Annotated in this window: 28 protein-coding genes; 11 read left to right on the forward strand and 17 right to left on the reverse strand. The window is 67.8% G+C overall.

From position 1 onward, the window contains the following. The first annotated feature begins 9 nt into the window (after positions 1 to 9). Both BEMPMBAN_RS09280 and BEMPMBAN_RS09285 read left to right on the forward strand, forming a co-directional pair. The gene (locus BEMPMBAN_RS09280) at positions 10 to 1,518 is read left to right on the forward strand and encodes a M28 family metallopeptidase (protein ID WP_200845926.1); all 1,509 of its coding nucleotides are present in this window, start codon (positions 10 to 12) and stop codon (positions 1,516 to 1,518) included. Next, entirely contained in the window at positions 1,515 to 2,981 is a 1,467-nt protein-coding gene (locus BEMPMBAN_RS09285; protein WP_159230072.1) for a M28 family peptidase, read from the forward strand. Before BEMPMBAN_RS09280 ends, BEMPMBAN_RS09285 begins: the two co-directional genes overlap by 4 nt. Here the strand turns inward: BEMPMBAN_RS09285 and BEMPMBAN_RS09290 are convergent. After that, a complete protein-coding gene (locus BEMPMBAN_RS09290) occupies positions 2,935 to 4,224 on the reverse strand; it encodes a uracil-xanthine permease family protein (protein ID WP_159230073.1) in 1,290 nt (429 codons plus the stop codon). The genes BEMPMBAN_RS09285 and BEMPMBAN_RS09290 overlap by 47 nt on opposite strands. Before the next feature lie 122 nt (positions 4,225 to 4,346). Between BEMPMBAN_RS09290 and BEMPMBAN_RS09295 the strand changes: the two genes are divergently transcribed. Further along, a complete protein-coding gene (locus BEMPMBAN_RS09295) occupies positions 4,347 to 5,573 on the forward strand; it encodes a TetR/AcrR family transcriptional regulator (protein WP_159230074.1) in 1,227 nt (408 codons plus the stop codon). On the opposite strand, the gene BEMPMBAN_RS09300 is transcribed toward BEMPMBAN_RS09295, so the two are convergent. The 6 genes from BEMPMBAN_RS09300 to thiC are packed head-to-tail and all read right to left on the reverse strand — an operon-like array spanning position 5,540 to position 10,854. Beyond that, positions 5,540 to 5,806, reverse strand: a complete 267-nt coding sequence (locus BEMPMBAN_RS09300) for a DoxX-related protein (RefSeq protein WP_159230075.1) — start codon at positions 5,804 to 5,806, stop codon at positions 5,540 to 5,542. The two genes, BEMPMBAN_RS09295 and BEMPMBAN_RS09300, sit on opposite strands and share 34 nt — an antisense overlap. Before the next feature lie 8 nt (positions 5,807 to 5,814). Then, positions 5,815 to 7,302, reverse strand: coding sequence for a flavin-containing monooxygenase (locus BEMPMBAN_RS09305; RefSeq protein WP_159230076.1), 1,488 nt, complete (start codon positions 7,300 to 7,302; stop codon positions 5,815 to 5,817). A gap of 21 nt (positions 7,303 to 7,323) precedes the next feature. Continuing rightward, positions 7,324 to 7,842, reverse strand: a complete 519-nt coding sequence (locus tag BEMPMBAN_RS09310; protein WP_159230077.1) for a septum formation family protein — start codon at positions 7,840 to 7,842, stop codon at positions 7,324 to 7,326. Between the two features lie 14 nt (positions 7,843 to 7,856). Continuing rightward, a complete protein-coding gene (locus BEMPMBAN_RS09315; RefSeq protein WP_159230078.1) occupies positions 7,857 to 8,468 on the reverse strand; it encodes an alpha/beta hydrolase family protein in 612 nt (203 codons plus the stop codon). Next, positions 8,468 to 9,295, reverse strand: a complete 828-nt coding sequence (gene thiD, locus BEMPMBAN_RS09320) for a bifunctional hydroxymethylpyrimidine kinase/phosphomethylpyrimidine kinase (protein WP_200845927.1) — start codon at positions 9,293 to 9,295, stop codon at positions 8,468 to 8,470. Before thiD ends, BEMPMBAN_RS09315 begins: the two co-directional genes overlap by 1 nt. Next, positions 9,292 to 10,854: a phosphomethylpyrimidine synthase ThiC gene (gene thiC, locus BEMPMBAN_RS09325; RefSeq protein ID WP_159230079.1), complete on the reverse strand. Its 1,563-nt coding sequence runs from the start codon at positions 10,852 to 10,854 to the stop codon at positions 9,292 to 9,294. The genes thiD and thiC overlap by 4 nt, the downstream gene beginning before the upstream one ends. Before the next feature lie 217 nt (positions 10,855 to 11,071). On the opposite strand from thiC, the gene BEMPMBAN_RS09330 reads away from it, so the two are divergent. Genes BEMPMBAN_RS09330 through BEMPMBAN_RS09340 form a run of 3 tightly spaced genes read left to right on the forward strand, consistent with a single transcriptional unit; the run spans position 11,072 to position 12,593 of the window. Then, positions 11,072 to 11,572, forward strand: coding sequence for a hypothetical protein (locus BEMPMBAN_RS09330; RefSeq protein WP_159230080.1), 501 nt, complete (start codon positions 11,072 to 11,074; stop codon positions 11,570 to 11,572). Further along, positions 11,562 to 12,149, forward strand: a complete 588-nt coding sequence (locus BEMPMBAN_RS09335; protein ID WP_234897381.1) for a DUF6529 family protein — start codon at positions 11,562 to 11,564, stop codon at positions 12,147 to 12,149. The genes BEMPMBAN_RS09330 and BEMPMBAN_RS09335 overlap by 11 nt, the downstream gene beginning before the upstream one ends. Positions 12,150 to 12,161: 12 nt before the next feature. After that, on the forward strand, positions 12,162 to 12,593 hold the full coding sequence (locus BEMPMBAN_RS09340; protein ID WP_159230081.1) for a QcrA and Rieske domain-containing protein: 432 nt from the start codon (positions 12,162 to 12,164) through the stop codon (positions 12,591 to 12,593). Positions 12,594 to 12,616: 23 nt separating this feature from the next. Here BEMPMBAN_RS09340 and BEMPMBAN_RS09345 read toward each other — a convergent pair whose 3' ends face one another. Genes BEMPMBAN_RS09345 through BEMPMBAN_RS09355 form a run of 3 tightly spaced genes read right to left on the reverse strand, consistent with a single transcriptional unit; the run spans position 12,617 to position 14,941 of the window. Then, positions 12,617 to 13,423: an exodeoxyribonuclease III gene (locus BEMPMBAN_RS09345; protein ID WP_159230082.1), complete on the reverse strand. Its 807-nt coding sequence runs from the start codon at positions 13,421 to 13,423 to the stop codon at positions 12,617 to 12,619. A gap of 9 nt (positions 13,424 to 13,432) precedes the next feature. Continuing rightward, entirely contained in the window at positions 13,433 to 14,344 is a 912-nt protein-coding gene (locus BEMPMBAN_RS09350) for an N-acetylglutamate synthase, CG3035 family (RefSeq protein WP_159230083.1), read from the reverse strand. 3 nt (positions 14,345 to 14,347) lie between these two features. Next, the gene (locus BEMPMBAN_RS09355; RefSeq protein ID WP_159230084.1) at positions 14,348 to 14,941 is read right to left on the reverse strand and encodes a peptide deformylase; all 594 of its coding nucleotides are present in this window, start codon (positions 14,939 to 14,941) and stop codon (positions 14,348 to 14,350) included. Between the two features lie 135 nt (positions 14,942 to 15,076). Between BEMPMBAN_RS09355 and BEMPMBAN_RS09360 the strand changes: the two genes are divergently transcribed. Genes BEMPMBAN_RS09360 through BEMPMBAN_RS09380 form a run of 5 tightly spaced genes read left to right on the forward strand, consistent with a single transcriptional unit; the run spans position 15,077 to position 18,369 of the window. Further along, positions 15,077 to 15,394 (forward strand): nucleoid-associated protein NapA, encoded by a 318-nt coding sequence (locus BEMPMBAN_RS09360; RefSeq protein WP_159230323.1) that lies wholly within the window; start codon positions 15,077 to 15,079, stop codon positions 15,392 to 15,394. 55 nt (positions 15,395 to 15,449) lie between these two features. Beyond that, positions 15,450 to 15,908 carry a LytR C-terminal domain-containing protein gene (locus BEMPMBAN_RS09365; RefSeq protein WP_159230085.1) on the forward strand — a complete coding sequence of 153 codons (459 nt, stop codon included), beginning with the start codon at positions 15,450 to 15,452 and terminating at the stop codon, positions 15,906 to 15,908. Positions 15,909 to 15,918: 10 nt separating this feature from the next. Further along, positions 15,919 to 16,611 carry a superoxide dismutase[Cu-Zn] gene (gene sodC / locus BEMPMBAN_RS09370; protein WP_159230086.1) on the forward strand — a complete coding sequence of 231 codons (693 nt, stop codon included), beginning with the start codon at positions 15,919 to 15,921 and terminating at the stop codon, positions 16,609 to 16,611. Then, the gene (locus BEMPMBAN_RS09375; RefSeq protein ID WP_159230087.1) at positions 16,592 to 17,734 is read left to right on the forward strand and encodes a glutamate--cysteine ligase; all 1,143 of its coding nucleotides are present in this window, start codon (positions 16,592 to 16,594) and stop codon (positions 17,732 to 17,734) included. The genes sodC and BEMPMBAN_RS09375 overlap by 20 nt, the downstream gene beginning before the upstream one ends. Positions 17,735 to 17,736: 2 nt before the next feature. Beyond that, positions 17,737 to 18,369, forward strand: a complete 633-nt coding sequence (locus tag BEMPMBAN_RS09380) for an LON peptidase substrate-binding domain-containing protein (protein ID WP_159230324.1) — start codon at positions 17,737 to 17,739, stop codon at positions 18,367 to 18,369. Between the two features lie 5 nt (positions 18,370 to 18,374). Here BEMPMBAN_RS09380 and BEMPMBAN_RS09385 read toward each other — a convergent pair whose 3' ends face one another. From BEMPMBAN_RS09385 to BEMPMBAN_RS09415, 7 genes are read right to left on the reverse strand one after another with little or no spacing between them, the layout of a single operon-like run. Then, on the reverse strand, positions 18,375 to 18,590 hold the full coding sequence (locus BEMPMBAN_RS09385; RefSeq protein WP_159230088.1) for a hypothetical protein: 216 nt from the start codon (positions 18,588 to 18,590) through the stop codon (positions 18,375 to 18,377). A gap of 51 nt (positions 18,591 to 18,641) precedes the next feature. Further along, positions 18,642 to 18,980, reverse strand: a complete 339-nt coding sequence (gene mnhG, locus BEMPMBAN_RS09390) for a monovalent cation/H(+) antiporter subunit G (protein WP_159230089.1) — start codon at positions 18,978 to 18,980, stop codon at positions 18,642 to 18,644. Then, positions 18,977 to 19,252, reverse strand: a complete 276-nt coding sequence (locus tag BEMPMBAN_RS09395) for a monovalent cation/H+ antiporter complex subunit F (RefSeq protein WP_159230090.1) — start codon at positions 19,250 to 19,252, stop codon at positions 18,977 to 18,979. The genes mnhG and BEMPMBAN_RS09395 overlap by 4 nt, the downstream gene beginning before the upstream one ends. Further along, entirely contained in the window at positions 19,249 to 19,785 is a 537-nt protein-coding gene (locus tag BEMPMBAN_RS09400; RefSeq protein WP_337761785.1) for a Na+/H+ antiporter subunit E, read from the reverse strand. Before BEMPMBAN_RS09400 ends, BEMPMBAN_RS09395 begins: the two co-directional genes overlap by 4 nt. Beyond that, positions 19,782 to 21,383 (reverse strand): Na+/H+ antiporter subunit D, encoded by a 1,602-nt coding sequence (locus BEMPMBAN_RS09405; RefSeq protein WP_159230091.1) that lies wholly within the window; start codon positions 21,381 to 21,383, stop codon positions 19,782 to 19,784. The genes BEMPMBAN_RS09400 and BEMPMBAN_RS09405 overlap by 4 nt, the downstream gene beginning before the upstream one ends. Further along, positions 21,380 to 21,838, reverse strand: a complete 459-nt coding sequence (locus tag BEMPMBAN_RS09410; protein ID WP_159230092.1) for a Na(+)/H(+) antiporter subunit C — start codon at positions 21,836 to 21,838, stop codon at positions 21,380 to 21,382. The genes BEMPMBAN_RS09405 and BEMPMBAN_RS09410 overlap by 4 nt, the downstream gene beginning before the upstream one ends. Beyond that, the gene (locus BEMPMBAN_RS09415) at positions 21,835 to 24,699 is read right to left on the reverse strand and encodes a Na+/H+ antiporter subunit A (RefSeq protein WP_159230093.1); all 2,865 of its coding nucleotides are present in this window, start codon (positions 24,697 to 24,699) and stop codon (positions 21,835 to 21,837) included. The genes BEMPMBAN_RS09410 and BEMPMBAN_RS09415 overlap by 4 nt, the downstream gene beginning before the upstream one ends. Positions 24,700 to 24,730: the final 31 nt, after the last annotated feature.

A 24,730-nucleotide genomic window follows, 5' to 3' on the forward strand; every position in this document is an offset into this window, starting at 1 on the left:
CGTGGTGGCGTGACGCGCACTGAACGGACGATCACGGCTGTGCTGGCCGCCGTCGTCCTCGCGATCGGCGGCTGCAGTAGGCAGGCCACTCCCGTCCCTTCGCCGACCCCGGATCCCGACGCGGCCGCGGCGGTGGAGTTCGCCGACGGGCTCCGCCAGCAGGTCACCGTCGATGCGATGATGGCGCACCTCGGCAGGTTCGCCGAGATCGCCGATGCCCACGACGGCAACCGCGCGCTCGGCACCCCGGGTTATGACGCGAGCCTGGACTACGTCGTCGACGCATTGCGGGACAAGGGGTTCGACGTGGACACCCCGGAGTTCGAGGTGCGGATCCCGTGGGCCGACGAGCCGGCCCTGACCGTTGCCGGCAATGCTGTCGAAGCCAGGCCGTTGGAGTACACGATCGGCACCGAGCCCGCCGGCGTCACCGGACCGCTGGTGCCCGCCCGGGTGGAGGACACGCCGGGCTGCACCGCCGGGGACTATGACGGACTGCCCGTGGAAGGCGCGGTGGTGCTGGTCGATCGTGGGTCGTGCCCATTCGGCGCCAAGCAGGCAGCCGCCGCCGAACGCGGCGCGGTGGCGCTGATCGTCGCCAACAACGAGGGCGGCGACGAGATGGGCGGCACTCTCGGGGAGGACACCGAGGTGCGCATCCCGGTTGTCAGCGTGACCAGGGATGCGGGCGCGCAGGTGCGCGGACAGTCGGGCGCGCCGGTGGCGATCACGCTCAACGCCGGGGTCCGGATCGAGCAGACCCGCAACGTGATCGCGCAGACCCAGACGGGTTCGACCGCCGACGTCGTCATGGTCGGTGCGCATCTCGACAGCGTTGCCGAGGGGCCCGGGATCAACGACAACGCCTCCGGGGTCGCGGCGGTGCTGGAAACCGCGCTGCAACTGGGAAGCTCGCCGCAGATCAACAATGCCGTCAGGTTCGGGTTCTGGGGTGCCGAGGAGTTCGGGCTGCTCGGTTCCAACAACTACGTCGAGTCGCTGGACGCCGACGCGCTCAAAGACATCGCGCTGTACCTGAACTTCGACATGATCGGCTCGCCCAACCCCGGGTACTTCACCTACGACGGCGACCAGTCGACCGCACCCGACCCACGACGGGGCAACCCCCGGGTCCCCGAGGGCTCGGCCGGAATCGAGCGGACCCTGGTCGACTACCTCGACAGTCAGGGCAAGCCCGGCGAGGACACCTCGTTCGACGGCAGGTCCGACTACGATGGCTTCACCAGATCGGGAGTGCCTGCGGGAGGGCTGTTCTCGGGCGGGGACTCGGAGAAGTCGGCGCGGCAGGCCGAGCTGTGGGGCGGCCAGGCCGGCGAGCCCTTCGACCCGAACTACCACAAGGACACCGACACCCTGGACAAGATCGACCGGACGGCGATGCAGATCCACGGCGGCGGCGTCGCCTACGCGGTGGGTCTGTACGCGCAGGACCAGCGCGGCCGCAACGGCATTCCGGTGCGTGAGGACCGTACTCGTCATCCGCTCGAAGAGTCATGACCCGACGGTGGTGTGCGGCCATCGTGATGCTGACGGTGATGGCCGTGACGTCCTGCGCGTCGGACCCCCCACGACCCGAACCGGCGCTGGGTGCGCAACTGGCACGGCAGATGACCATCGACGGCGTCTACCGCCATCTGCTGGAGTTGCAGCGGATCGCCGACGCCAACGACGGCAACCGGGCCGACGGCTCGCCGGGGCACCAGGCCAGTGTCGACTACGTCGCCGACCGGTTGCGGGAGAGCGGATTCGAGGTGCAGACACCGCAGTTCGAACGACTCTCCGGATCCCGTGGGGGTGCGCCGGCGCTGACGGTCGCGGGCCGCGAACACCGGGTCGACCAGGTGTCGCTGCTGATCACCACCCCGCCGGGCGGGCTGCGTGCGCTGACCTTCAGGCCGGGTGAGCCCGCCGGGTGCAAGCAGGCCGACTACGACTCGGTGTCGGTCGAGGGAGCCATCGCCGTGGTCGACGACAGCGAATGCTCGATCGTCGACAAGCAGGCCGCCGCGCTCGCCGAAGGTGCGGTCGGAATGCTGGTGGTCAGCCGGGCCAACCCGACCAAACCGGTCGGGGCGCCCCCCAGTCTGTTCACGCCCGGTTACTACGGAAATCTCACGGTCCCGGTCGGCATCATCGACCCCACCGCGGATGCGGCGCTGCGCCGGACCACCGCGCCGGTGACGTTGGTGCTCGACAATGAGCCGGTGATGACCACCTCGCGCAATGTGGTCGCGCAGACCGCCTCCGGTGACACCGGCAACGTCGTGGTCGTCGGTGCGCACCTCGACAGCGTGCGGTCGGGGCCGGGCATCAACGACAACGGGTCCGGGGTGGCCGCGGTGCTGGAGACCGCGCTGCAACTCGGCGCCCGGCCACCGGGTGACAACGCGGTGCGGTTCGCGTTCTGGGGAGCCGAGGAGATCTCCGCGGACGGGTCCACGGACTACGTTCGCTCGCTGACCGGTGAACAGCTCGACGACATCGCGCTCTACCTGAACTTCGACATGGTCGCCTCGCCCAACGCCGGCTACTTCACCGACGACGGCGATCAGTCGTCGGTGACCGGCCCGCAGGTTCGTGAGGTCCCCGAGGGCGCCGCCGGCATCGAGCGCACGCTGGCCGGGCACCTCAACCTGGCCGGTGTCCGCCCGGCGGACATTCCGCTGGGCAGAAACACCGACTACGCCCCGTTCCTGGCGGCGGGCGTCCCGATCGGCGGGATCACCACCGGGTCGTCACAGCGCAAAACGGCAGTTCAGGAACGGATCTGGGGTGGTCAGGCCGACGTCGCCTTTGATCCGAACTACCACACCCCCCGCGACACGATCGACAACGTCGACCGCGAGGCGTTGCTGATCACCGCCTCGACCATCGCTTTCACGGTCGGAAGCTACGCCCGGAGCATCGACGGGGTCAACGGGGTGCCGCCGCGGGATCAGCGCCATCGGCGGGCGCCCTAACCTCGGGCCGGAAGCCCAGCAGTCGCATGCCGTGGTAGACCAGCAACGCGGCGATGGAACCCAGTGCGATCCCGGTGAAGGTGAGATCGCCTGCCTGCCAGGTGAAGTCGGCGATGCCAATGACCAGTGGGATGGCGGCTGTCATCTGATTGACGGGTTTGGAGAAGTCGACGTGGTTGGTCAGCCAGATCCGCACGCCGAGGATGCCGACGAGACCGTAGAGCACGATGGTGGCACCGCCGAGCACACCGGCCGGCACCGCCGAGATCACCGCGCCCACCTTGGGGCACAACGACAACACGATCGCCACGGCAGCGGCGACCCAGTACGCCGCTGTCGAGTAGACCCGGGTCGCGGCCATCACCCCGATGTTCTCGGCGTAGGTCGTGGTCGCCGAACCGCCGCCGAGGCCGGCCAGCGTGGTGGCCACCCCGTCCGCGGCGAGCGCGCGGCCCATCAGCGGGTTCATGTCGGTGCGTGTCATCTGGCCGACCGACTTGACGTGGCCGATGTTCTCGGCGATCAGAGCGATCACCGCGGGCAGGAACATCGGCAGCACCGAGAGGCTGAACGCCGGCGTCTGGAACTCGGGCAGCCCGATCCACGCCGCCGACGCGATCGCCGACGTGTCGACGTCGCCGAGAACCAGTCCCAGCAGGTAGCCGGCCACCACCGCCAGGAAGATCGCGAGCCTGCCGACCATGCCGCGGAAGAACGCGAGGGCGCCGACCAGCAGCACCAGCGTGACCAGACCGAGCAGTGGCCCTTCCTCGAAGTTCCCCTTGGCCGCGGGCGCCAGGTTGAAGCCGATGAGCGCCACCACCGCCCCCGTCACCACCGGCGGCAGGGTCAGGTCGAGCCAGCGGGTCCCGGCCAGGTGCACCACCGCGCCGACGAGGATGAGCAGCAGCCCGACCGCCACGATGCCACCGAGTGCACTGCCGGTGCCCTGGGCCGCGACCGCGGCGGTGACCGGAGCGATCACCGAGAAGCTCGATCCCAGATAGCTCGGTAGCCGGTTACCGGTGATGAGCAGGAACAGGATTGTCCCGACGCCGGAGAACAACAGGGTGGTCGCGGGCGGGAATCCGGTGAGCACCGGCACCAGGAACGTGGCCCCGAACATGGCCACCACATGCTGGGCGCCCAGCCCCAGCGTGCGCGGCCAGCTCAGCCGCTCGTCGGGCGCGACGACGAAGTCGGAGTCCGACCGTGAATCAACGGGCTTCCAGGTGAGTCGCACGTCTGCGACTACACACCATGACGAAGCGGGCCGCCAGCCGGACCGGGGGTGGCTGAACCCAAGCCAGTCCTAAGTTAACGTCGATTCGCAGGCGGGCGGCGGCCTCCGATATCGTGAGCCCCATGGCGCGCACCGCCGGTGAGCACGGCATCCGACGTCGGCCGAAGGATCGCAAGGCGCAGATTGCGCGGGCATCGGCCGAAGCGTTCAGTGAGCTGGGCTATCACGGCGTGAGCATGGAGTCCATCGCGTCGCGGGTCGGGATCTCCGCTGCGGCGCTGTATCGCCACTACTCAAGCAAGTACGAGCTCTTTCGGGGCGCGGTTCTCAACCTCGGTCAGCAGTTGGTGGACTGCACCGCGGAAATCGACGTCGACGGTGCGCAACCGCAGCAGGTGCTGGACGGGCTGGTGTCAGCCCTCATCGATACGGCGATGGCGAACCGGGCTGCCGGGGGCCTGTACCGGTGGGAGGCCCGCTATCTGCACGGTGACGACCAGGCCCTGCTGATCGACCAGCTCCGCACCGTGCACCACCGAATCCAGCGACCGCTGGCGGCGCTTCGTCCCGGACTCACGCCGCGGCAGCTCACGACGCTGTCGACGGCGGCGCTGTCGGTGATCGGAAGCATCGTCGACCACCGGGCGAAGCTGCCCGCCGCCCAGGTGCAGGTTCTGCTGGCGCAACTCGTCGACAAGGTGCTCGCCACGGATCTCCCCGACGCCGGGGCGCAGCACGAGCCCGACGTCGCCACCCGAAGGGTCGACCCCGCCAAATACGAAGCGCTGCTGACCGAGTCGATGAGGCTGTTCAACCTCAATGGTTACCGCGACACCAGTATGGACGACATCGCCTCGGCGGTGGGGATTCCGACTTCCGGTATCTACAAGTACTTCTCGGGCAAGAGCGACATCCTCGCCGCCGCCTTCCGGCGTGCCGCGGACCGACTGTCCGCCGACTTGGCGACGATCGCGGCGACGGTCAGCGACCCCGAGGACGCGCTCACGGCGGTGACCGACGCCTACGTCACCAGGTCCTTCGGCCGGCCCGAACTGGACTACGTCTACTACAACGAACGGCTCAACATGACTGCGGCCGATCAGCGGATCCTGCATGACATGCAGAGGTCGACGGTCCAGACGTGGGTCGAGCTGGTGGTCGCCGTGCGGCCGGAATGGACACAGGGACAAGCACGTTTTGCGGTGCACGCGGCGATGTCGCTGGTGATCGACATCGGCCGGCTGGTGCGTTACTCGAACTCGACCGAGGTCCGGGCAACCGTGGAACGGCTGGTGGACATGACGCTGCTGGGTCGCTACCGGTTGCGTACGACGTTGCCGACCATGTAGAGCAGGTACCCGATCAGGACGACCACCGCCGCCTTGCGTGTCTGCGGTGCCGCCAGTCCGAGCCCGACAGCGGTCTCGATTCCACCGTCGATGTAGACGTGCTGGCGGGTGTTGGTGGGGAACGCCGATTCGGTGAGTCCCTCGAAAAGCTGCGGGGCGACGAAGTGCGCCAGCCCGGTGACGGCGAGCGCGAGACCGCCCACGGTCGCGACACGCGAATTCTCTTTCGGCACTGCAGCTCCTAGTTGATCTGGTAGTCGGTCAGCGGGAATTCGCCGGCCTCTTTGATCGCCTTGCGGGTGGACATCGGCCGCAGCAGAGTGGGCTCCCCGCTGGGGTTGAAGTAGTACGACCGTGCCGATGCGCAGTCGGCATTGAGGAACAGCGACTCGCCGAGCAGCTCCGTCATGCGGTCCAGGTATCGGGTGTTGGCTTCTTCGGTCACCTCGAAAGTGGTGGCGCCGCGCTGTTTCATCTCCCCGAGCAGCCGTTCCATGTGCCGCATCTGGTATTCCATCGTGTTGAAGAAGTTCAACCCCAGGAAGGCGTACGGGCTGGCCAGCGACAGGTAGTTGGGGAACAGCGGCATCGAGACGCCCTGGTAGGCCTGGAACCTGGTGTCGCGCCACCATTTACCGAGATTTCGTCCATTCCGTCCGATGACCTCGATGGCGGGGAAGTTGGCCTCCCACAGGTCGAAGCCGGTGGCCAGCACCAGGGTGTCGACGACCGTCTTCGTACCGTCATTGGCGACGATGCCGTCGGCCTCCATCCGGGCGATCCCACCGTCCTGAAGGTGCACGTGGGGCTTGTTGAAGGTGCGGTAGTAGCTGTTGGAGAACGTCGGACGTTTGCATCCGAAGTCGTAGTCCGGAGTCAGCTTGGCCCGGAGCTGCTTGTCGCGGATCGTCGCCCACCGCAGCGTCTTCGAGAGGTCGGCCGCGGCGATGTTGAACCGGCCCCGGGTCCGCCAGTAGTGCACGACGCCCACCGAGACCACCCATTCGTAGATGGAGTCGGTCACGGCCCGGATGATGCGCTGGGTCACCGGTACCCGTGCGAACAGCCGCTTGGCGCGCTCGGAGAAGTGCAGGTCGAATTTCGGCACCACGAAGATCGGGGTCCGCTGGTAGACCGTCAGGTCGGCGGCCTTCTTCGCCAGCTCGGGGATGAGCTGCACGGCGGTGGCGCCGGTGCCGATGATCGCGATGCGTTCACCGGCCGGGTCGTAGGAGTCGTCCCACGCGGTGGTGTGGACGATGCGGCCGTCGAACTCCGTGATACCCGGGATGTCGGGGACGTGCGGCTGCGACAGGAAACCGGTGGCGGTGATCAGGTACTGGGTGGACAGCGTCTGGCCGTCGGCCAACCCGACCCGCCAGAGCCTGGCGTCCTCGTCCCACCGCGCGCCCTCGACGGTGGTGCTGAAACGCATGTGGCGGCGCACGTCGTACTTGTCGGCGACGTCGTCGGCGTACTGCTTGATCTCGTTGCCGGTGGCGAACAGCCGGGACCAGTTCGGGTTCGGCTCGAAGAAGTACGAGTACGTGGTGGTGGGAACGTCGACAGCCAGGCCGGGGTAGTGGTTGACGTACCACGTGCCCCCCAGGTCGTCCTCGCGGTCCAGGATCACGAAGTTCTCGTAACCCATCCGCTTCAGCTGGATCGCGGCACCGATGCCGGCAAAGCCGGCACCCACGATGACCGCGTCAAAGCGCTCCGAAGTCATGGAGAAACGGTACCCGAGGTATCAGCCTTTTATCGAACCGGTGCGCGGCGGGTCGAGGGTCGCAATGCAGGTCACCGCCCGATCGCCGTCGGCCCAGGTCTCGGCGGTGGGGTAGAGCACATAGAGCTGCACCCCGTCGTCGGTCGTCGATCGGGGTGAGTAGATACCGAGTTCCGGCGCACAATTCGTGGCGAACGCGTCGATCGCCTGCCTGCCGGGGAAGTCGCCGTCGGGAATCGTCAACAGGGCAAAGACCTCGCCGGCGTGCGTCTGGTCACAGTCGACGGTCTTCAGCCGGCTCACCTCGGCACCGGCCGGGATCTCGGCCAGGCAGGTGCCGACCTCGACCTCGGTGGCCGTCACGTCACCGTCGCTGGTGATCACCAGCAGGACGACGGCGCCGGTCACGATGACCATCAGCACCGCGAGCACGATGCCGCCCAGCACCCACCATTTTGTCTTCTTCCGGGGCGGTGGCGGGGGGTACCAGCCGGGCGGGCCGCCCTGATACGGCAATGGCGGAGGGGGCGGCGCGGTCACGACTCGACGATAGCTCAGCCGAGCAGGCCCAGTGCGGCCTCGACGGCCAGAACAGGCACGTCGAGCTTCTTGGAGGCGAGGTCGTGCCTGGCGCCGGTGACCTCGAGGATCCGGGTCTGCGCGGTGAACAGGCCGGCGGCCGGGCGCAGTTCCTCGAGGCTGCCGAACGGGTCCGCGGTTCCGTGGGTGAACACCGTCGGTACCCCGATCCGCGGCAGATGCTCGGTGCGCGCGCGTTCCGGCTTCCCAGGCGGATGCAGGGGATAGGAGAACAGGGTGAGCACGTCGAGGTCGAGGCCGTCGTCGGCGACCGCCATCGAGGTGAGGCGCCCGCCGTAGGAGTGGCCGCCGGCGATCACCGGTCCGTCGGCCAGGTCGCGCACCGCGGCCACCGCCTCGAGGATTCCCGCCCGGTCGGCGGCTTGCGAGCCCGAGGGCGGACCTTTCGGGCGCCGCCTGCGGTAGGGCAGGTTGTACCGCACCGCAAGCCAACCCCGGCGCGCCCATTCCTCGCAGATCGCCTTGAGCAGAGGTGACTCCCTGCTGCCCCCGGCGCCGTGCGTCAGTGCCACCGTGCCCGCAGGAGTGCCTGCGGGCTCGTGCACGATGCCGGCGATCTGGTCCATCAGCCGAGGCGGAAGAGTGCGGAGACCGGTCCGTGGCCGTGGCCCAGCGGGTATGCAGCGCGCAGGCATTCGGTCACCCACCGCTTCCCGAACGCGACCGCGTCGGGCACGGAGTGACCTTGCGCGAGGGCACAGGCGATCGCAGCCGCCAACGTGTCGCCGGCCCCGTGGTCGTGTCCGGTATCGATCCGGGGGGAATCGAATTCGTGGAAGTCGGTGCCGTCGAACAACAGATCGGGGCTGTGGGCCGAGGACCGCAGATGGCCGCCCTTGACCAGCGCCCACTGCGGGCCCAGTGCGTGCAGTTCCCTGGCCGCTGTGCGTTGGCTGTCGTCGTCGACGACCTCGATGCCGGTGAGCAGGCGGACCTCGTCGAGGTTGGGCGTGACCAGCGTGGCGAGCGGGAACAGGTTGGCCTTCATCGAGCTCAGTGCGCTCGGGTGCAGCAACGGGTCGCCATGCATGGAGGCGCACACCGGATCGACGACGAGCGGCGCATCGCCGTCGAGTCCCCGCCAGGTCTCGGCGACGGTGTCGATGATCTCGGAGGACGCAAGCATGCCGGTCTTGGCTGCCTGGACGCCGATGTCAGAGGCCACCTCGGTGATCTGGCCGGCGATGACGTCGACGGGTATCTCATGGAAGCCCTTGACACCCAGCGAGTTCTGCACGGTCACCGCGGTGACCGCGACCAGACCGTGGATGCCGAGAAGGGCGAAGGTCCGCAAGTCGGCCTGGATGCCTGCGCCGCCGCCGGAGTCCGAGCCGGCGATCGTCATGACGCGCTGTGGCGTCTGCCCCGGCGGCGGCAGCGGCAGGAACTTCACGTCGTGACCACCGGTAGGTAGACCTTGCCGCCCGACTCGGTGAACTCCCGCGACTTGTCCGCCATCGCATCCCGCACGTCCTGGGTGATCCGCATCGAGCAGAACTTGGGGCCGCACATCGAACAGAAGTGGGCGGTCTTGGCCGGTGCCGCGGGCAGCGTCTCATCGTGGAACTCACGCGCGGTGTCCGGGTCCAGAGACAGCGCGAACTGGTCGTGCCAACGGAATTCGAACCGGGCACGAGACAGCGCGTCGTCACGAAGCTGTGCGTGCGGGTGTCCCTTGGCCAGGTCGGCGGCGTGGGCGGCGATCTTGTAGGCGATCACGCCGTCCTTGACGTCCTTGCGGTTCGGCAGCCCGAGGTGTTCCTTCGGGGTGACGTAGCACAGCATCGCGGTACCCGCCTGCGCGATGATCGCCGCCCCGATGGCCGAGGTGATGTGGTCGTATGCGGGTGCGATGTCGGTGGCCAGCGGACCGAGGGTGTAGAAGGGTGCTTCCTCGCAGAGCTCTTCCTCGAGCCGGACGTTCTCGACGATCTTGTGCATGGGAACGTGGCCCGGGCCTTCGATCATCACCTGAACGCCATGGGCTTTGGCGATCTTGGTGAGCTCACCGAGTGTCTCGAGCTCGGCGAACTGGGCGGCGTCGTTGGCATCGGCGATCGACCCCGGGCGCAGTCCGTCACCGAGGGAGAACGTCACGTCGTAGCGGGCCAGGATGTCGCAGAGCTCTTCGAAGTTCGTGTAGAGGAACGATTCCTGGTGGTGGGCCAGGCACCACGCCGCCATGATCGAACCGCCACGCGAGACGATTCCGGTCACCCGGTCGACGGTCAGCGGGATGTGGCGCATCAACACGCCCGCGTGCACGGTCATGTAGTCCACGCCCTGCTCGCACTGTTCGATCACCGTGTCGCGGTACAACTCCCACGTCAGCTCGGCCGGGTCTCCGTTGGTCTTCTCCAGCGTCTGGTAGAGCGGAACCGTGCCGACGGGCACCGGCGAGTTGCGCAGGATCCACTCCCGGGTGAGGTGGATGTCGCGGCCGGTGGACAGGTCCATGATCGTGTCGGCTCCCCATCGGGTGGCCCACACCATCTTGTCGACCTCTTCGGCGACCGAGGACGAGACCGCCGAATTGCCGATGTTGGCATTGACTTTCACCGCGAACGCCTTGCCGATGATCATCGGTTCGGCCTCGGGATGGTTGTGGTTGGCCGGGATGACCGCACGGCCCCGGGCCACCTCGTGGCGCACCAGTTCGGCCGGCACCCCCTCCCGTTCGGCGATGAAGGCCATCTCGGCGGTGACCTCGCCGGTACGCGCCCGCTGAAGCTGCGTGCCGCGGTCGCGCACCACCCCCGGACGGGCGGGCAGGCCGGCCGCCAGGTCGATGACCGCAGTGTCGTCGGTGTAGGGCCCGGAGGTGTCATAGAGGTCGAGATGTTCGCCGTTGGTGAGGTTGACCCGACGAAACGGCACGCCGTGCCGGTAGATCTTGGTGCTGCCCGCGATCGGGCCTGTGGTGACAGAGGGGTCGACGGAAACGTCAGGCATGTGCTTCTCCCTACGCCGGCATTACCCGGTCAGGTTCGTACGGTCGACGGGACTACCCGTCCTCTCAGCGCGCTTGGTGCGTGCTCCCGTGTGTGGACGGTGCCACGCTAGCGCAGCGGCCGCGCGGAGGGAACCCTGCAGTGGCATTCGGCTGATCTCCCCGAGACCTCCACAGGATCTTCATGAAACCCGCTGCGCCGCCGTTCATGCTGGTCACATGGCAAGCAACAGCATCGGGCCGATACTGACACTGGCGGCCGTCGCCGCGGTCGGCGGTGGAATCTGGGTGGCGAACGTGTCGCAGCAGACGGGGCCGGCAGCGATCAACGCGCCCGTCGCGCAGTCCGCCGGCGCGACCCCGGCAGCGACCGCGACGCCGGAGGTGCCCAGCCCGCCACCCCCCGCAGCGTTCCCCGCCAGGGCGGACTACGTCGGCGAGATCCCGACCGCAGCCGGAGTCATCACCCTCGAGGTCACGATCGACGGTCAGAGCGCGAAGGCGTACGCGTGCGACGGCAACGCCGTCGAGGTGTGGTTACGCGGCAGCGCCACCAACGGTGCGCTCGCGCTCGCGGGCAATGACCAGACCGGTCGGCTCACGGGACACCTCGATGGAGCCTCGATCGCAGGCACGCTGACCCTCGGTGCGAAGTCGTGGGACTTCACGGCCGGGTCGGTCGCGTCGCCCGCAGTCGACGGTGCAGACGATGTCTACTGAACCGGCGACCGAAACCCTGTCTTCTGACGCCCTGTCGACCGGAACCCGGCCTGCTGGAATCGGCGCCGCGGTCGCAGTGCTCATCGGGGCGTGCATCGCCGTCGGACTCGGTGTGTTCGGCAAAGTACATGACCCGCAGTTCTTTTCGACCAACGTCGCGGGGTTCTCCAGTGGCGTCGCCGTGAAGACGTGGTCGGCGACGCTGGCGCTGGTCCTCGCGCTGTTTCAGTTCGCCTCGGCGTTCGCGATGTACGGCTTGCTCGGTGGGCGGGCCCCGTCCTGGATCAGTACCGCACACGTGTGGTCGGGGCGGTTCGCCGTGTTGGCAACGGTACCGGTGGCGGTGCACTGCCTCTACGCGCTCGGCTTCCAGGCCACCGACACCCGGGTGCTGTTCCACTCGCTGTTCGGGTGCTTCTTCTATGGCGTCTTCGTCACGAAGATGCTGCTGCTCACCCGGAAGGGCCATCGTGGCTGGGTGATCCCGATCGTCGGCGGGTTCGTGTTCTTCGGGCTGGTGTTCACCTGGCTCACCTCGGCGCTGTGGTTTTTCCAAACCAGCGGCCTCACTCTCTAGAAAGGGTCATTCATGTACTCCGGGGTCTTCCGCTCGCGACGCCGAACGCTCATCGTCGGCACCGGCCTCGGCGCTCTCGCCGCCGTGCTGTCGGCCTGCACCACCTATGGCAGGAGACCAGCCGCCGACGCCATCGATTCCCCCAGTGGCCCAGAACAACTCGCCAAGACGGCAGATGTCCCCGTCGGATCGGGGGTGATCGTCGACGACATCGTGATCACCCAGCCCGCGGCGGGCACGTTCACCGGTCTTTCATCTGTGTGCACCCACGCCGGATGCCACGTGTCCGCAATCGTCGACGGTGCGATCGTGTGCCCGTGCCACGGCAGCAGGTTCAACCTCGACGGGACAGTGGCCAACGGGCCGGCGACCGCACCGCTGGAGGCGAAGCCGGTTGCGGTCCAGGGTGACGCGATCGTCGCAGCGGCCACCCGATCTTCCTAGAACGGTGGGGGCTCAACAGGGTCTCAGGCGTCCGTCAGTTCCACCAACACGGGCGCATGGTCGCTGGGCTGCTTTCCTTTGCGTTCGTCGCGCACGATCTCGGCATGGGCGACCCGCCCGCTCAGTGCGGGCGAGCCGAGGATGAAGTCGATGCGCATGCCGCGGTTCTTCGGGAACCGCAGCTGGGTGTAGTCCCAGTAGGTGTACACCGCGGGCCCTGGCGTGAACGGCCGCACCACGTCGGTGAAACCGGCGTCGACGATCGAACCGAAGGCCGCCCGCTCGGCTTCGGTGACGTGGGTGCTGCCCCGATAGAACTCGACGTCCCAGACGTCGTCGTCGGTCGGGGCGATGTTCCAGTCGCCCACCAGCGCGATCGGTGCCGCCGGATCGTGGGTCAGCCACGCTGCCGCTGTCTCCCGAAGCGCGGCAAGCCATTGCAGCTTGTAGACGTAGTGCGCGGAGTCGACGGTCCGGCCGTTGGGGATGTAGAGACTCCACACGCGCACCCCGCCGCACGTGGCGCCCAGCGCCCTGGCCTCGGCGGCGGCCTCCACGTCGGGCTTGTCAGTCCACGTCGGCTGGCCGTCGAAGCCGACCTGGACGTCGTCGATACCGATCCGGGAGGCGATGGCCACGCCGTTCCACTGGTTGAAGCCGCAGTGCACGACGTCGTAGCCCAGCGCGGCGAACGGCATCGTCGGGAACTGCTCGTCGGTGCACTTGGTCTCCTGCATCGCCAGCACGTCCACGTCGGCGCGTGCCAGCCAGTCGGTGACACGATCGACCCTGGTGCGGATGGAGTTGACGTTCCAGGTGGCCAGGCGCATGGCTAAACCCTACGAGGACTGAGTTTCCAACAGATGCGCGGCGCGGACATAGCGCGAGCGGTGGTGCACGACAAACCCCATCGACTCGTAGAGTGCCCGCGCCGCAGTGTTGTCGGCGACCACCTGGACGTAACCCCGGGTCGCGCCGTGCTCGCGTCCCCAGGCCAGCAGCCCCGCGCACAGCGTTCGTGCGAGGCCCTGCCGCCGGACGTCGTCGGCCACGTGTACCGCCGACACCCCCACCCACCGGGTGCCGTCCGGCGCCTCGGTGACCACCGCGCGCCCCACCGCCGCGCCGGCGAGCTCGCCGAAAACCACCACCCCGTCGACGACCGCGGTGAGCACCTCGTCCGGGACGTCGCGCCGGTTCACCTGTCTCCAGCTCGCGCTGGGACGCGCGGTCAGCGTCATCTCCGGCGCGCCGGTGGCATCACCGAGATCACCCGCCATCACCAGGTTCTCGGCCTCCACCGGCACTGCGGCGGGCACTCTGAACAGCCGGTCCGGCGCGGAGATCAGGGCGGGCACACCGCGAGACGCGTACCAGTCCGCGGCCGCGGCGATCTCGGCGTGCGAGGTGAACCGCAGCGGCACTGCGGAATTCGCACGCCGAGTGCTGCCGAGCCCGTAGCGCAGCAGCCACCCGTCCTGCCAGTGTTGTTCGGTGCCCGGCCACCCGAGCGCCGCGGCGTGCTCGAGATTGCGGATCTCGCCGGTGCGCACCGGAAGCTCCGGCACAACCCGGACCGCGAGAACGTCGTCGACCGCGACGTCGACGACCTCACCGTGTCTGTTCCGCACCCGCACGGTCGCCCCGACGTCCAGCAGATGGCCGACCACATCGGTGTGCGGCGGCACCGCCCCGGCCGGCAACCGGTACCGCAGACTGACGCGGGTACCGGGCGCAGGCAGGTCCACCACCGGTCAGTGGCCGAACGGGTCGGGGTCTTCGCCGGGCATCCACGACAACCCGGGCACGCCCCAACCGTGCGACTTGACCGCCCGTTTGGCGCTGCGGGCGTTTCGTCCGACCAACCGGTCGAGGTACAGGAAACCGTCGAGGTGACCCGTCTCGTGCTGCAACATCCGGGCAAACAGGTCCGAACCCTCGAGCGTGATCGGCGTGCCGTCTGCATCCAGGCCAGTCACCCGCGCCCACGTCGCCCGGCCGGTCGGGAACGACTCACCCGGCACCGACAGGCAGCCCTCGTCGTCGTCCTCGGGGTCCGGCATGGTCTCGGGGACCTCGGAGGTCTCCAGGACCGGGTTGACGACCACCCCGCGCCGCCGCGTCACCTTGCCGCGGGCGTCTGCGCAGTCGAACACGAAGACCCGCTTGGCGACGCCGATCTGGTTGGCTGCCAGCCCGACTCCGTTGGCAGCGTCCATCGTGTCGTACAGATCGGTGATCAGGTCGGCCAGGTCGGCGGGCAACGAACCGTCGTCGCCGACGGGCACGGGTTCGGTCGCGGTGTGTAGGACGGGATCTCCCACGATGCGGATGGGTACTACGGCCATGCAGGAGAGCTTAAGCGGCGACCTCGGTGCGCCGACTCGCGGCGATGGTGACGGCATCTGTGACCAACCCGTGATTGAATACGGGCCGAACCACAGGGATGTAATTTTCGAGTGTCGGAAGGGCTCAAGAAGCGAATGGACGGGGCGATCGCGCGGACTGAGAAGTCGGGGGACTCCGCGGACGGCGCCGCCCCCGCCGACGGGCTGACCCGCCGCGAGCACGACATCCTGGCCTTCGAGCGGCAGTGGTGGAAGTACGCGGGGTCCAAAGAGGACGCCATCAAGGAACTGTTCTCGATGTCGGCCACCAGGTACTACCAGGTGCTCAACGCCCTCGTCGACCGTCCTGAGGCGTTGGCAGCGGACCCGATGCTGGTCAAACGGCTGCGACGGTTGCGCGCCAGCCGGCAGAAGGCCCGAGCTGCACGCCGGCTCGGGTTCGACGTCACCTGAGCCGCCGCCTGAGCTCTTTTCTGCTTGCCACCCGCTCTGGATACAGTAGGGCCCAATGAACCAGCGAGAATCCTCGGGCCTGCCCCTGCGTGCCATGGTGATGGTGCTGCTGTTCCTCGGCGTGGTCTTCCTGCTTGTCGGGTTCCAGGCGCTGCGCAGCGACTCCGACGGAGTCGACTCGTCGATCGCCACGACGACGGCCACCACCACAACCACCACCACACCTCCGCCGGCCGAACCCGCCAGACCCGACGTGCGGGTGTTCAACATCTCCGAGGCCCCGGGCGTCGCCGAGGCGACGGCCGACAGGCTGCGCGAGGACGGCTGGAACGTCACCGAGACCGGCAACCTGACGTTGCCCGAGACGACTGTCACCACGGTGTTCTTCAGCGACGCCCCGGGCGAGCAGCAGGCCGCCGAAGACCTGGGCCGACTGCTGGAGGCGCCGGTCGCTCCCCGCGTCCCCGAACTGATCGAGCAACCGCCAGGAGTGGTTGTGGCGGTCACCGGCTAGGCTCTTGCACATGCTCAGGACCGTCGCCGCCGTCACCATGTTCGCCGTGCCCGCTCTCGCGTTGACCGCCTGCAGTCCCAACGAACCCATCGCCGACACGCCCGGCACCACGCCGGCGATCTGGACCGGTTCGCCGTCTCCGTCGGCCTCACCCGGCGAGCAGGGCGGGCAGCAGGGATCCGGCAGCGAGATCCTGACCGCGGACCTCAACCTCGCCGACGGCACCACCGTCGCCACCGCCGAGATCGCGTTCGCCGACGGGTACGCCACCGTCACCGTGCAGACCACCGCCGCCGGCGAGCTCGCCCCCGGCTTCCACGGACTGCACATCCACTCGGTCGGACGGTGTGAGGCCGATTCGGTGGCGCCGACCGGCGGCGCTCCCGCCGACTTCGCCTCCGCCGGCGGCCACCTTCAGGTGCCGGGCCACAGCGGACATCCCGCAAGCGGGGACCTGTCCTCACTGCAGGTGCGCGAGGACGGTTCGGCGATGCTGGTGACCACCACCGACGCGTTCACCTCCGAGGAACTGCTCGACGGCGCCGGCACCGCGATCATCATCCACGAGGACGCCGACAACTTCGCCAACATCCCGCCAGAGCGTTACCAGCAGGTCAACGGCGATCCGCCGCCGGATCAGACCACCCTGGCGACCGGCGACGCCGGAGCACGGGTGGCCTGCGGTGTCATCACGGGGTCCTGACCGGGGCGCGAGTAGCCGCATCGATTTTGTCGGGTCGGCCCGGCCGACGCTGGGTGTCGAATGGGAGTTCGCGCTCGTCGACGCCGAGACCCGTGATCTGAGCAACGAAGCCGCGACCGTGATCGCCGAGCTCGGCGAGAACCCGCATGTGCACAAGGAACTGCTGCGCAACACAGTCGAGATCGTCACCGGCATCTGTGACAACGTCGGCGAGGCGATGGACGACCTGGCCTCGACGCTGCGACCGGTGCGGACCATCGTCCGCGAACGCGGCATGGAGTTGTTCTGCGCGGGCACCCACCCGTTCGCGAACTGGTCTGCGCAGAAGCTGACCGACAATCCGCGCTACGCGGAGCTGATCAAGCGCACCCAGTGGTGGGGTCGGCAGATGCTGATCTGGGGTGTGCACGTGCACGTGGGGGTGTCCTCGGCGCACAAGGTGATGCCGATCGTCACCTCGATGCTCAACCACTACCCGCACCTTCTTGCGCTCTCGGCGTCATCTCCGTTCTGGGAGGGTGAGGACACCGGTTACGCCAGCAACCGCGCCATGATGTTCCAGCAGCTTCCGACCGCGGGCCTGCCCTTCCACTTCCAGGAGTGGCGCGAGTTCGAACGCTTCGTCGGTGATCAGAAGAAGACCGGGATCATCGACCACATGAACGAAATCCGTTGGGATGTAAGACCTTCCCCGCACCTGGGCACCGTCGAGGTGCGGATCTTCGACGGGGTGTCGAACCTGCGCGAGCTGTCGGCGCTGGTCGCGCTGACGCACTGCCTGATCGTTGACCTGGACCGGCGCCTGGACGCCGGCGAGGCGCTGCCGGTGATGCCTCCGTGGCATGTCCAGGAGAACAAGTGGCGAGCGGCCCGCTACGGCTTGGACGCCATCATCATCCTCGACGCCGACAGCAATGAACGGCTCGTCACCGAAGATCTGAACGACCTGTTGGAACGGCTTGTGCCCGTGGCGGAATCGCTTTCCTGCAGCGACGAACTCGCGCGGGTCGCCGACATCTACCGCGTGGGTGCGTCGTATCAGCGGCAACGCCGGGTGGCCGAGGAGCACGACGGCGACCTGCGCACCGTCGTCGACGCGCTGGTCGCCGAGCTGGTGGTGTGACGGTGCCGACGTTGCCGATGTTCCCGCTCGAGGTGGCGATGCTGCCCGGAGAAGAGCTGCCGCTGCGGATCTTCGAGCCGAGGTACTCGGCACTGGTGCAAGCCTGCCTGGCCGCCGAGGATCCCACGTTCGGGGTGGTGCTGATCGAGGCGGGCCGGGAGGTCGGCGGCGGGGACAGCAGGAGCGACGTCGGCGCGCTGGCCCACATCACCGAGCACGCCGACCTGGGCTCGGGCCGTTACCGGCTGAGATGCGGGATAGGGGAACGGATCCGGGTACTGGAATGGCAGCCCGACGACCCGTATCCGCAGGCGGCGGTCGAGTTGTGGCCGGACCAGCCGGGCGATCCCGTCGACGTGGCCGCGATCCGCGACATCGAAGACCGGATGGTGGGGCTGTTCGAGCGCATCGCCGCGGTGCGCGGAGTGCAGGTCAATGCCCGCGACATCGTGCTCGGCGCCGACGAATCCGGTGACGCCGCGAAATGGTTGTACGCCTTGGCGACCCGGCTGCCGATCGGTCAGGCCGACAAGTACGCGGTGCTGGCGGCGCCGACCGCCGCCGAGCGGGTGGTGGCACTTTCCGAGGCGGTGGACACCGTCATCGCGATGGTGGAGTTCCAGCTGTCGAACTGACCCACTCAGCCGAGGCGGCCCTCGATGAAGCCGCCCGCGGTGGCGGGCAATCGGCTGGTGTGTCCGGTCTCGCGGTGATAGCGCCCCAGCAGCGCCCGGGCGTACGGATCGGCGACCAGCGGACGGTGCGACGCCGACTCCGTCGCCCTGACCTTTGCGGCGTCAATCGCGTCGAGGCAGGGGGCCTCGCGGATGGGTGCGTCACTGCCTCGCGGAATCACGGGGGTCGGGTTCCCCGTCAGGGCCCAAATCATGCAGTTCGTCGGCGGTCATCAGCCTTCCGGACGCTGTCCGCCCAGTTCGTCGACGATCAGCAGGTCTTTGCGGTAGGTGCCTTCCCGGTACACCACCTGACTCACTCGCATCGCGATCACCGGCGCGGTGATGACGGTGAAGATCCCGGCCAGGATCAACACGCCTACATCGACGCTGCCGCGGAGCTGGACCGCGGCGCCGGCCAGCACCAGCAGCAACCCGAGCACCTGTGGTTTGGAAGCCGCATGCATCCGCGACAACGTGTCAGGGAAACGCACGACGCCGATCGCGGCGGTCAGGGCGAGGGCCGATCCGCCCAGTACCAGCACTGCGGTGACCCACTCAGTGATGCTCACGGCCGGGGGTCTCCTTTCTTGTCCGGCACCCGGAAGCGCGCCACGCTCACCGATCCGATGAAGGCAGTCAGCGAGAGCGCGACGATGCCGTACTTGACCGTCGCGTCCAGACTGTAAGCGGCCCACGCTGCCAAACCGCACATCACCACCGCGACCAGGGTGTCGGTGGCGACCAGCCGATCCATCGTATTGGGACCGGCGAGCACTCGGAACATGGTGACAGTGGCCGCGGTGATCAGCAGGATCGCGCTGAGCAGCCAGACGATGGTCATTCGGGTGCGCCTTCCCGCGATGGCTGCCATTCGTGTTCTCGCTCGAAGGCCGCGATGAGCAGCTTCTCGAGGTGCGCGAGCTGCCGGTAGAAGTCGTCGATGGCGCCTTTCGGCCGAACATCCAGCACGTGGACGTAGAGAATTCGCTGGGACTGGTCGATATCGACGACCATGGTCCCAGGAACCAAAGTCAAGATCGACGCGGTCAACGCCAGGGTCAGATCGGACTTCAGTGACATCGGTGCCCGCAGCAGAGCGCTCTGCGGCGGAGGTCCAGGTCGCACAGTGAGCCAGGCGATCTGGGTACTGGCTTTGATCAGGTCCACGACGACGCGACCGATGAGCCGCAGCAGTGACACCGGATGCAAGCGGCCCTGCACCGGTATCACCGGTAGGGGAAGCAGCACGGTGATGACCAGCGCGACAGCGATGCCGGCCAGCATGTTGGCGACGGAAACGACGCCCCAGAGGAGCATCCACACAAGGGTCAGCCAGCACACCAAGCCGATGCGCAGGCCGTACTTGCGGATCATGTCGGCTCTCCCATCACAGCACTGATGTAGTCGTGCCGGTCGAACAGCTGGGCAGCCGCGCGCTCGCTGTAGCCGAAGATCGGTCCGGCGAGCACGGTGAGGGACAGGCCGACGCCGATCAGAGCGATCGTCGGGGCAACCATGCCGGCCGGCATCCGGCCGACATCGGCCCGCTCGTTGAAATCGACGTCGCCGCCACCGTCGGCCAGCAGCGCGGACGGCATCGCCGCAGCCAGCTGTCCTTCGGGGGCTTCGGCACGTGGACGCCAGAAGACTTTGGCATAAACGCGCCCCATCACGTAGAGCGTGAGCAGGCTTGTCACCACGCCGCCGCCGACCAGCGCCCAGGCGAGCACAGCGCCATCGGCGGCACCGGCTTCCAAGAGCGCCACCTTGCCGATGAAGCCCGAAAACGGCGGTATGCCACCGAGGTTGAGTGCAGGGATCAGATAAAGAGCGGCCAGCAGTGGGCTTGCGGCAGCCAGCCCGCCCAGCCGTCGCATGGTCGCAGAACCGCCCTGGCGCTCGATCAGGCCGACCACCAGGAACAGCGTTGTCTGGACGACGATGTGGTGCGCGGCGTAGTAGATCGCTCCGGCCATCGCGAGCTGGCTGGCCAGCGCCACGCCGAAGATCATGTAGCCGATGTGGCTCACCAGCGTGAAGGAGAGCAGCCGTTTGATGTCGTTCTGCGCGATCGCGCCGAAGATACCCAGCAGCATCGTCGCCAGGGCGGCCACCAAGAGCACCGGATCCAAACCGCCGTCGGGAAACAACAGGGTGTGGATCCTGATGATCGCGTACACCCCGACTTTGGTGAGCAGACCGGCGAACACCGCTGTCACCGGGGCGGGGGCGGTGGGGTAGGAGTCGGGCAGCCACGCGTAGAGCGGGAATACCGCCGCCTTGATGCCGAACGCGACCAGTAGAACTGCGAACAGCGCGCCTCGGGTGCCCGGGCTGATTCCATCGAGACGGTTGGCCAGCTCGGCCAGGTTGACCGTGCCGGTGGCGGCGTAGATCAGGGCGACGCCGGTGAGGAAGATCATCGACGAGACCATCGAGACCATCACGTAGACGACCCCGGCACGAATCCGATCCGCATTCCCGCCAACCGTCAGCAGCACGAAACTCGCGGCCAGCAGCACCTCGAACCCGACGAACAGGTTGAACAGGTCTCCGGCGAGAAACGCGATGCACACTCCGGCGGCCAGGGCCAGGTAGGTGGGCGCGAAGATGGAGACCGGCTGCCGGTCGTCCCCGTCGCGCATACCCTGGCCGATGGCGAACAGCACGACCGTCACCAGCACGATCGACGACACCAGCAGCATCAGCGCAGACAGTCGATCGACAACCAGCGATATGCCCAATGGACCGATTCCCGGTGTCGTCTGGCCCCAGCCACCGATCTGGACCACCAGCGTGTCGCCGCGGTCGGCGAGATAGAGCAGAGCCGCGGACACCACCACGACAGCCGACAGCGCCACCAGCGTGATGAGCCGCTGCAGTCGGGGCCGTCGCCCGGCGATCAAAGTCGCGGCCGCGCCGAGCATCGGGATCAAGACCGGCATCGGGATCAGAAATGCTGCGGCGGTCATTTCTCGGTCTCCGATTCCGGCAGCTCGTCGAGGTCGGCGGGCGCATCGGGGTCCTGGGGAGGACGCGGCGTCCGGACGTCGGTGTTCTCATCGCCGGACTGCTGCGCGACCCGGACATCCTCGGGGTCGCGCTCGATCTCCTCCTCGGTGGTCAATTGGTAGGAGCGGTAGGCCAGCGCCAGCACGAATGCGGCGATGCCCATGGTGATGACGATTGCGGTCAGGACCATTGCCTGCGCCAGCGGGTCGGCGGTGATGTCGCGACCCAACACCGTCCGACCACGTACCGGGGGGTTGCCCGACGGACCGGCGACGACCAGGATCAACAGGTTCACGGCGTTGCTGATCAGCAGCACCCCGAGCAGCATCCGGGTGAGGCTGCGCTCGAGGACCAGGTAGACACCGCAACTCAGCATCAGGCCGATGATCACCAGACCGGCCACCGACGGGCTCATCGGGTCACCGCACTCTGCCCCATGGCCTGGGAACTGATGTCCTCGTCCAGCCCTGAACCGAGACTGCGCAGGATGTCGAGCACCAGGCCGACCACGATCAGATACACCCCGGCGTCGAAGAACAACGAAGTGACCAGCTTGACATCGCCCACCACCGGCAGCGTGGCCTCTAACGTCGCCGATGACAGCACCGGGGCGCCCAGCAGTAGCGAGGCGAGCGCGGTGCCGGCCGCCAGGGTCAGTCCGGCTCCCAGCACTTTGCCCGCATCCAGCGGTATCGCTTCACCCAGCTCGTACTGGCCACCGGCCAGATAGCGCAGCACCAAAGCCAATCCCGCGGTGAGCCCGCCTGCGAACCCGCCTCCCGGGGTGTTGTGACCGGTGAAGAAAAGATAGATCGACAGCGCCATGATCAGCGGGAAGACCAGTCTGGTGGCGACCTCGAGGGCCAATGACCGCTCAGCGGGGTCGCGGACCGCGCTGCCCCGCAGCAGGCTGAAAACCGGTGCCGGACGGTTGGTGTCCCCGGCGGGCCGATGGGCATCGGACACACGCGGTGCCGCACCGAAACGGCGGTGACGGAAGACCATCGAAGCCACCCCGGTGGCAGCAATCAACAGGACGAACACTTCGCCGAGGGTGTCCCAGGCGCGGATGTCGACGAGGATGACGTTGACGGCGTTGGAGCCGTTCCCGCGGTAGTAGGCCGCGTCGGGCAGTAGGTCCGCAACGGAGGTCCCGGTGCGCGCGGCCATCGCGAACGCTGCGACGGTGGTCACCGTCGCGCCGACGGCCAGTGAGAGCGCCGCTCGCGGCAACCGAAGGCGCGTGACGGTCTCAGCGCTTGTTTCGGCAGGCAACGTCCGCAGCACCAGGACGAATACCACCAGGAGCACCGTTTCGACCAGGAACTGGGTCAGCGCCAGGTCCGGTGCGCCGTGCAATGCGAACACAACGCCGGTCCCGTACCCGGTCAAGCTGATCAGCAGCACCACGGCCAGTCGGTTGCGGGTGAGGGTGGCTCCCAGCGCAGCCGCGACGATCAGCAGACCGACCACGGCCTCCAGGGGCGAATTCCAAAGCCGGAAATCTATCCGGTCGCGGGCTCCCCAGGCCAACATGGCTGCCGGCAACAGCACCAGGGTGACCATGATCGTCGCCTGGATCGCGGGGATCGAGCCGCGCTGGGTCAACCCGGTCGCCCGGAACGACAGAAGGTCGGCGGCGCGCACCACTGCGTCGTAGCGTTCGTCGGCATCTCCCAACGACATCCAGCGGGGAACGCGGGGAAGCCGACGGCGTCCCAGAAAGACGGTTGTCCCGACAACGACCACCACCGCCGAGAGCAGCAGCGGCAGACCGAACCCGTGCCACAGTGCGAGGTGGTAATCCACGCCGCCGGGCACTGTGCGCGCGTAGGCGCTCAGCGCGTTGTCGATCGGGGTCGGGACCAGACCGAAAAGAAGACCGGCAGCGGCCAGCACCGCCGGGGCCGCCAGGAATATCGGCGAGGGTGGGTGCATCTGCTCCACCAGGCGTGACGGTGTGGACTGTCCCTTGGCCGCGAATCCGCCCCACACCACGCGCAAGCTGTACATGAAGGTGAACGTGGACCCGAGGACGATGGCGGCGAGCACGAACGGTCCGGCGCCGCCCAGCGATCCGCTGTGCGCGAGCGTCTCGAAATCGGCCTCCTTGGCCACGAATCCGAAGAACGGCGGCAGACCCGCCATGCTCGCGGCCGCGGCCGCGGCGATGACGAACAGCACCGGGCTGCGGGCGCCGAGCCCCGCAAGCTGGCGGATGTCGCGGGTACCCGTTGCGTGGTCGATGATGCCCACCACCATGAACAGAGTGGCCTTGAACATCGTGTGCGCACACAGCAGCGCGAGTCCGGCCAACATCATGTCGCCACCGCCGGTGCCGACCATCACGGTGATCATGCCGAGCTGGCTTACCGTCCCGTACGCCAGGATCAGCTTCAGATCGTATTCCCGCAGCGCACGCCAACCGCTGATCAGCAATGTGAGGGAACCGAGGACCACCACGATCAGCCGCCACGGCGCCACATCGGCGAACCCCGGTGTCAGCCGTGCCACCAGATACACGCCGGCCTTGACCATCGCCGCCGCGTGCAGGTACGCGCTGACCGGCGTCGGTGCGGCCATCGCCCCGGGAAGCCAGAAGTGCAGCGGCACCAACGCCGATTTGCTGATCGCGCCGACCAACACCAGGCCCAGGGCCACGCTGACCGCGACGCCGCCGGGGGGCGCTGCCACCAGTTCGGACAGCAGGTAGGTACCCGACACGGTGCCGAGGATGATGACACCGACCAGCATCGCCAGCCCGCCTGCGGTGGTGACCAGCAAGGCCTGCATCGCTGCCCGCCGGCTCGCCGCCCGTTCGGCATAGTGACCCACCAGCAGGAACGACAACACCGTGGTCAGTTCCCAGAACACGTAGAGCAGCAGCATGTTGTCGGCGGTGACGAGGCCGAACATCGCACCCGCGAAGGCCACCAACTGGGCGGCGAAACTGGGGAGCCGGTTCTCCCGGTGCCCGTCGCCGTGGTGGAAGTACTCTGCGCAGTACAACAGCACCAGCGCACCGACGCCGAGAACGATCACACTCATCACGGCGGCCAACGGGTCGAACCGGAGCGCGATGTTCATCGACAGCTCGGGCACCCAGGGCACGTCGACGCGGGCCACCTGACCCTCATCGGGCCAATGGGCGGCCACCCAGGACAACGAGCCGGCCGGAACCAGAGCCAGCAGATAAAAAGCCCGACGATCCCACCGGCGCACCAGCACGGGTGCCACTGCGGCCGCGGCCGCATGGGCAAGAAGTATCGCGAGCATGACTCCCGTGGGGTCGGTGGCGGATTCCGAT

The organism is Mycolicibacterium austroafricanum (assembly GCF_902705885.1).
In the GTDB taxonomy this organism is placed as follows: domain Bacteria; phylum Actinomycetota; class Actinomycetes; order Mycobacteriales; family Mycobacteriaceae; genus Mycobacterium; species Mycobacterium vanbaalenii_A.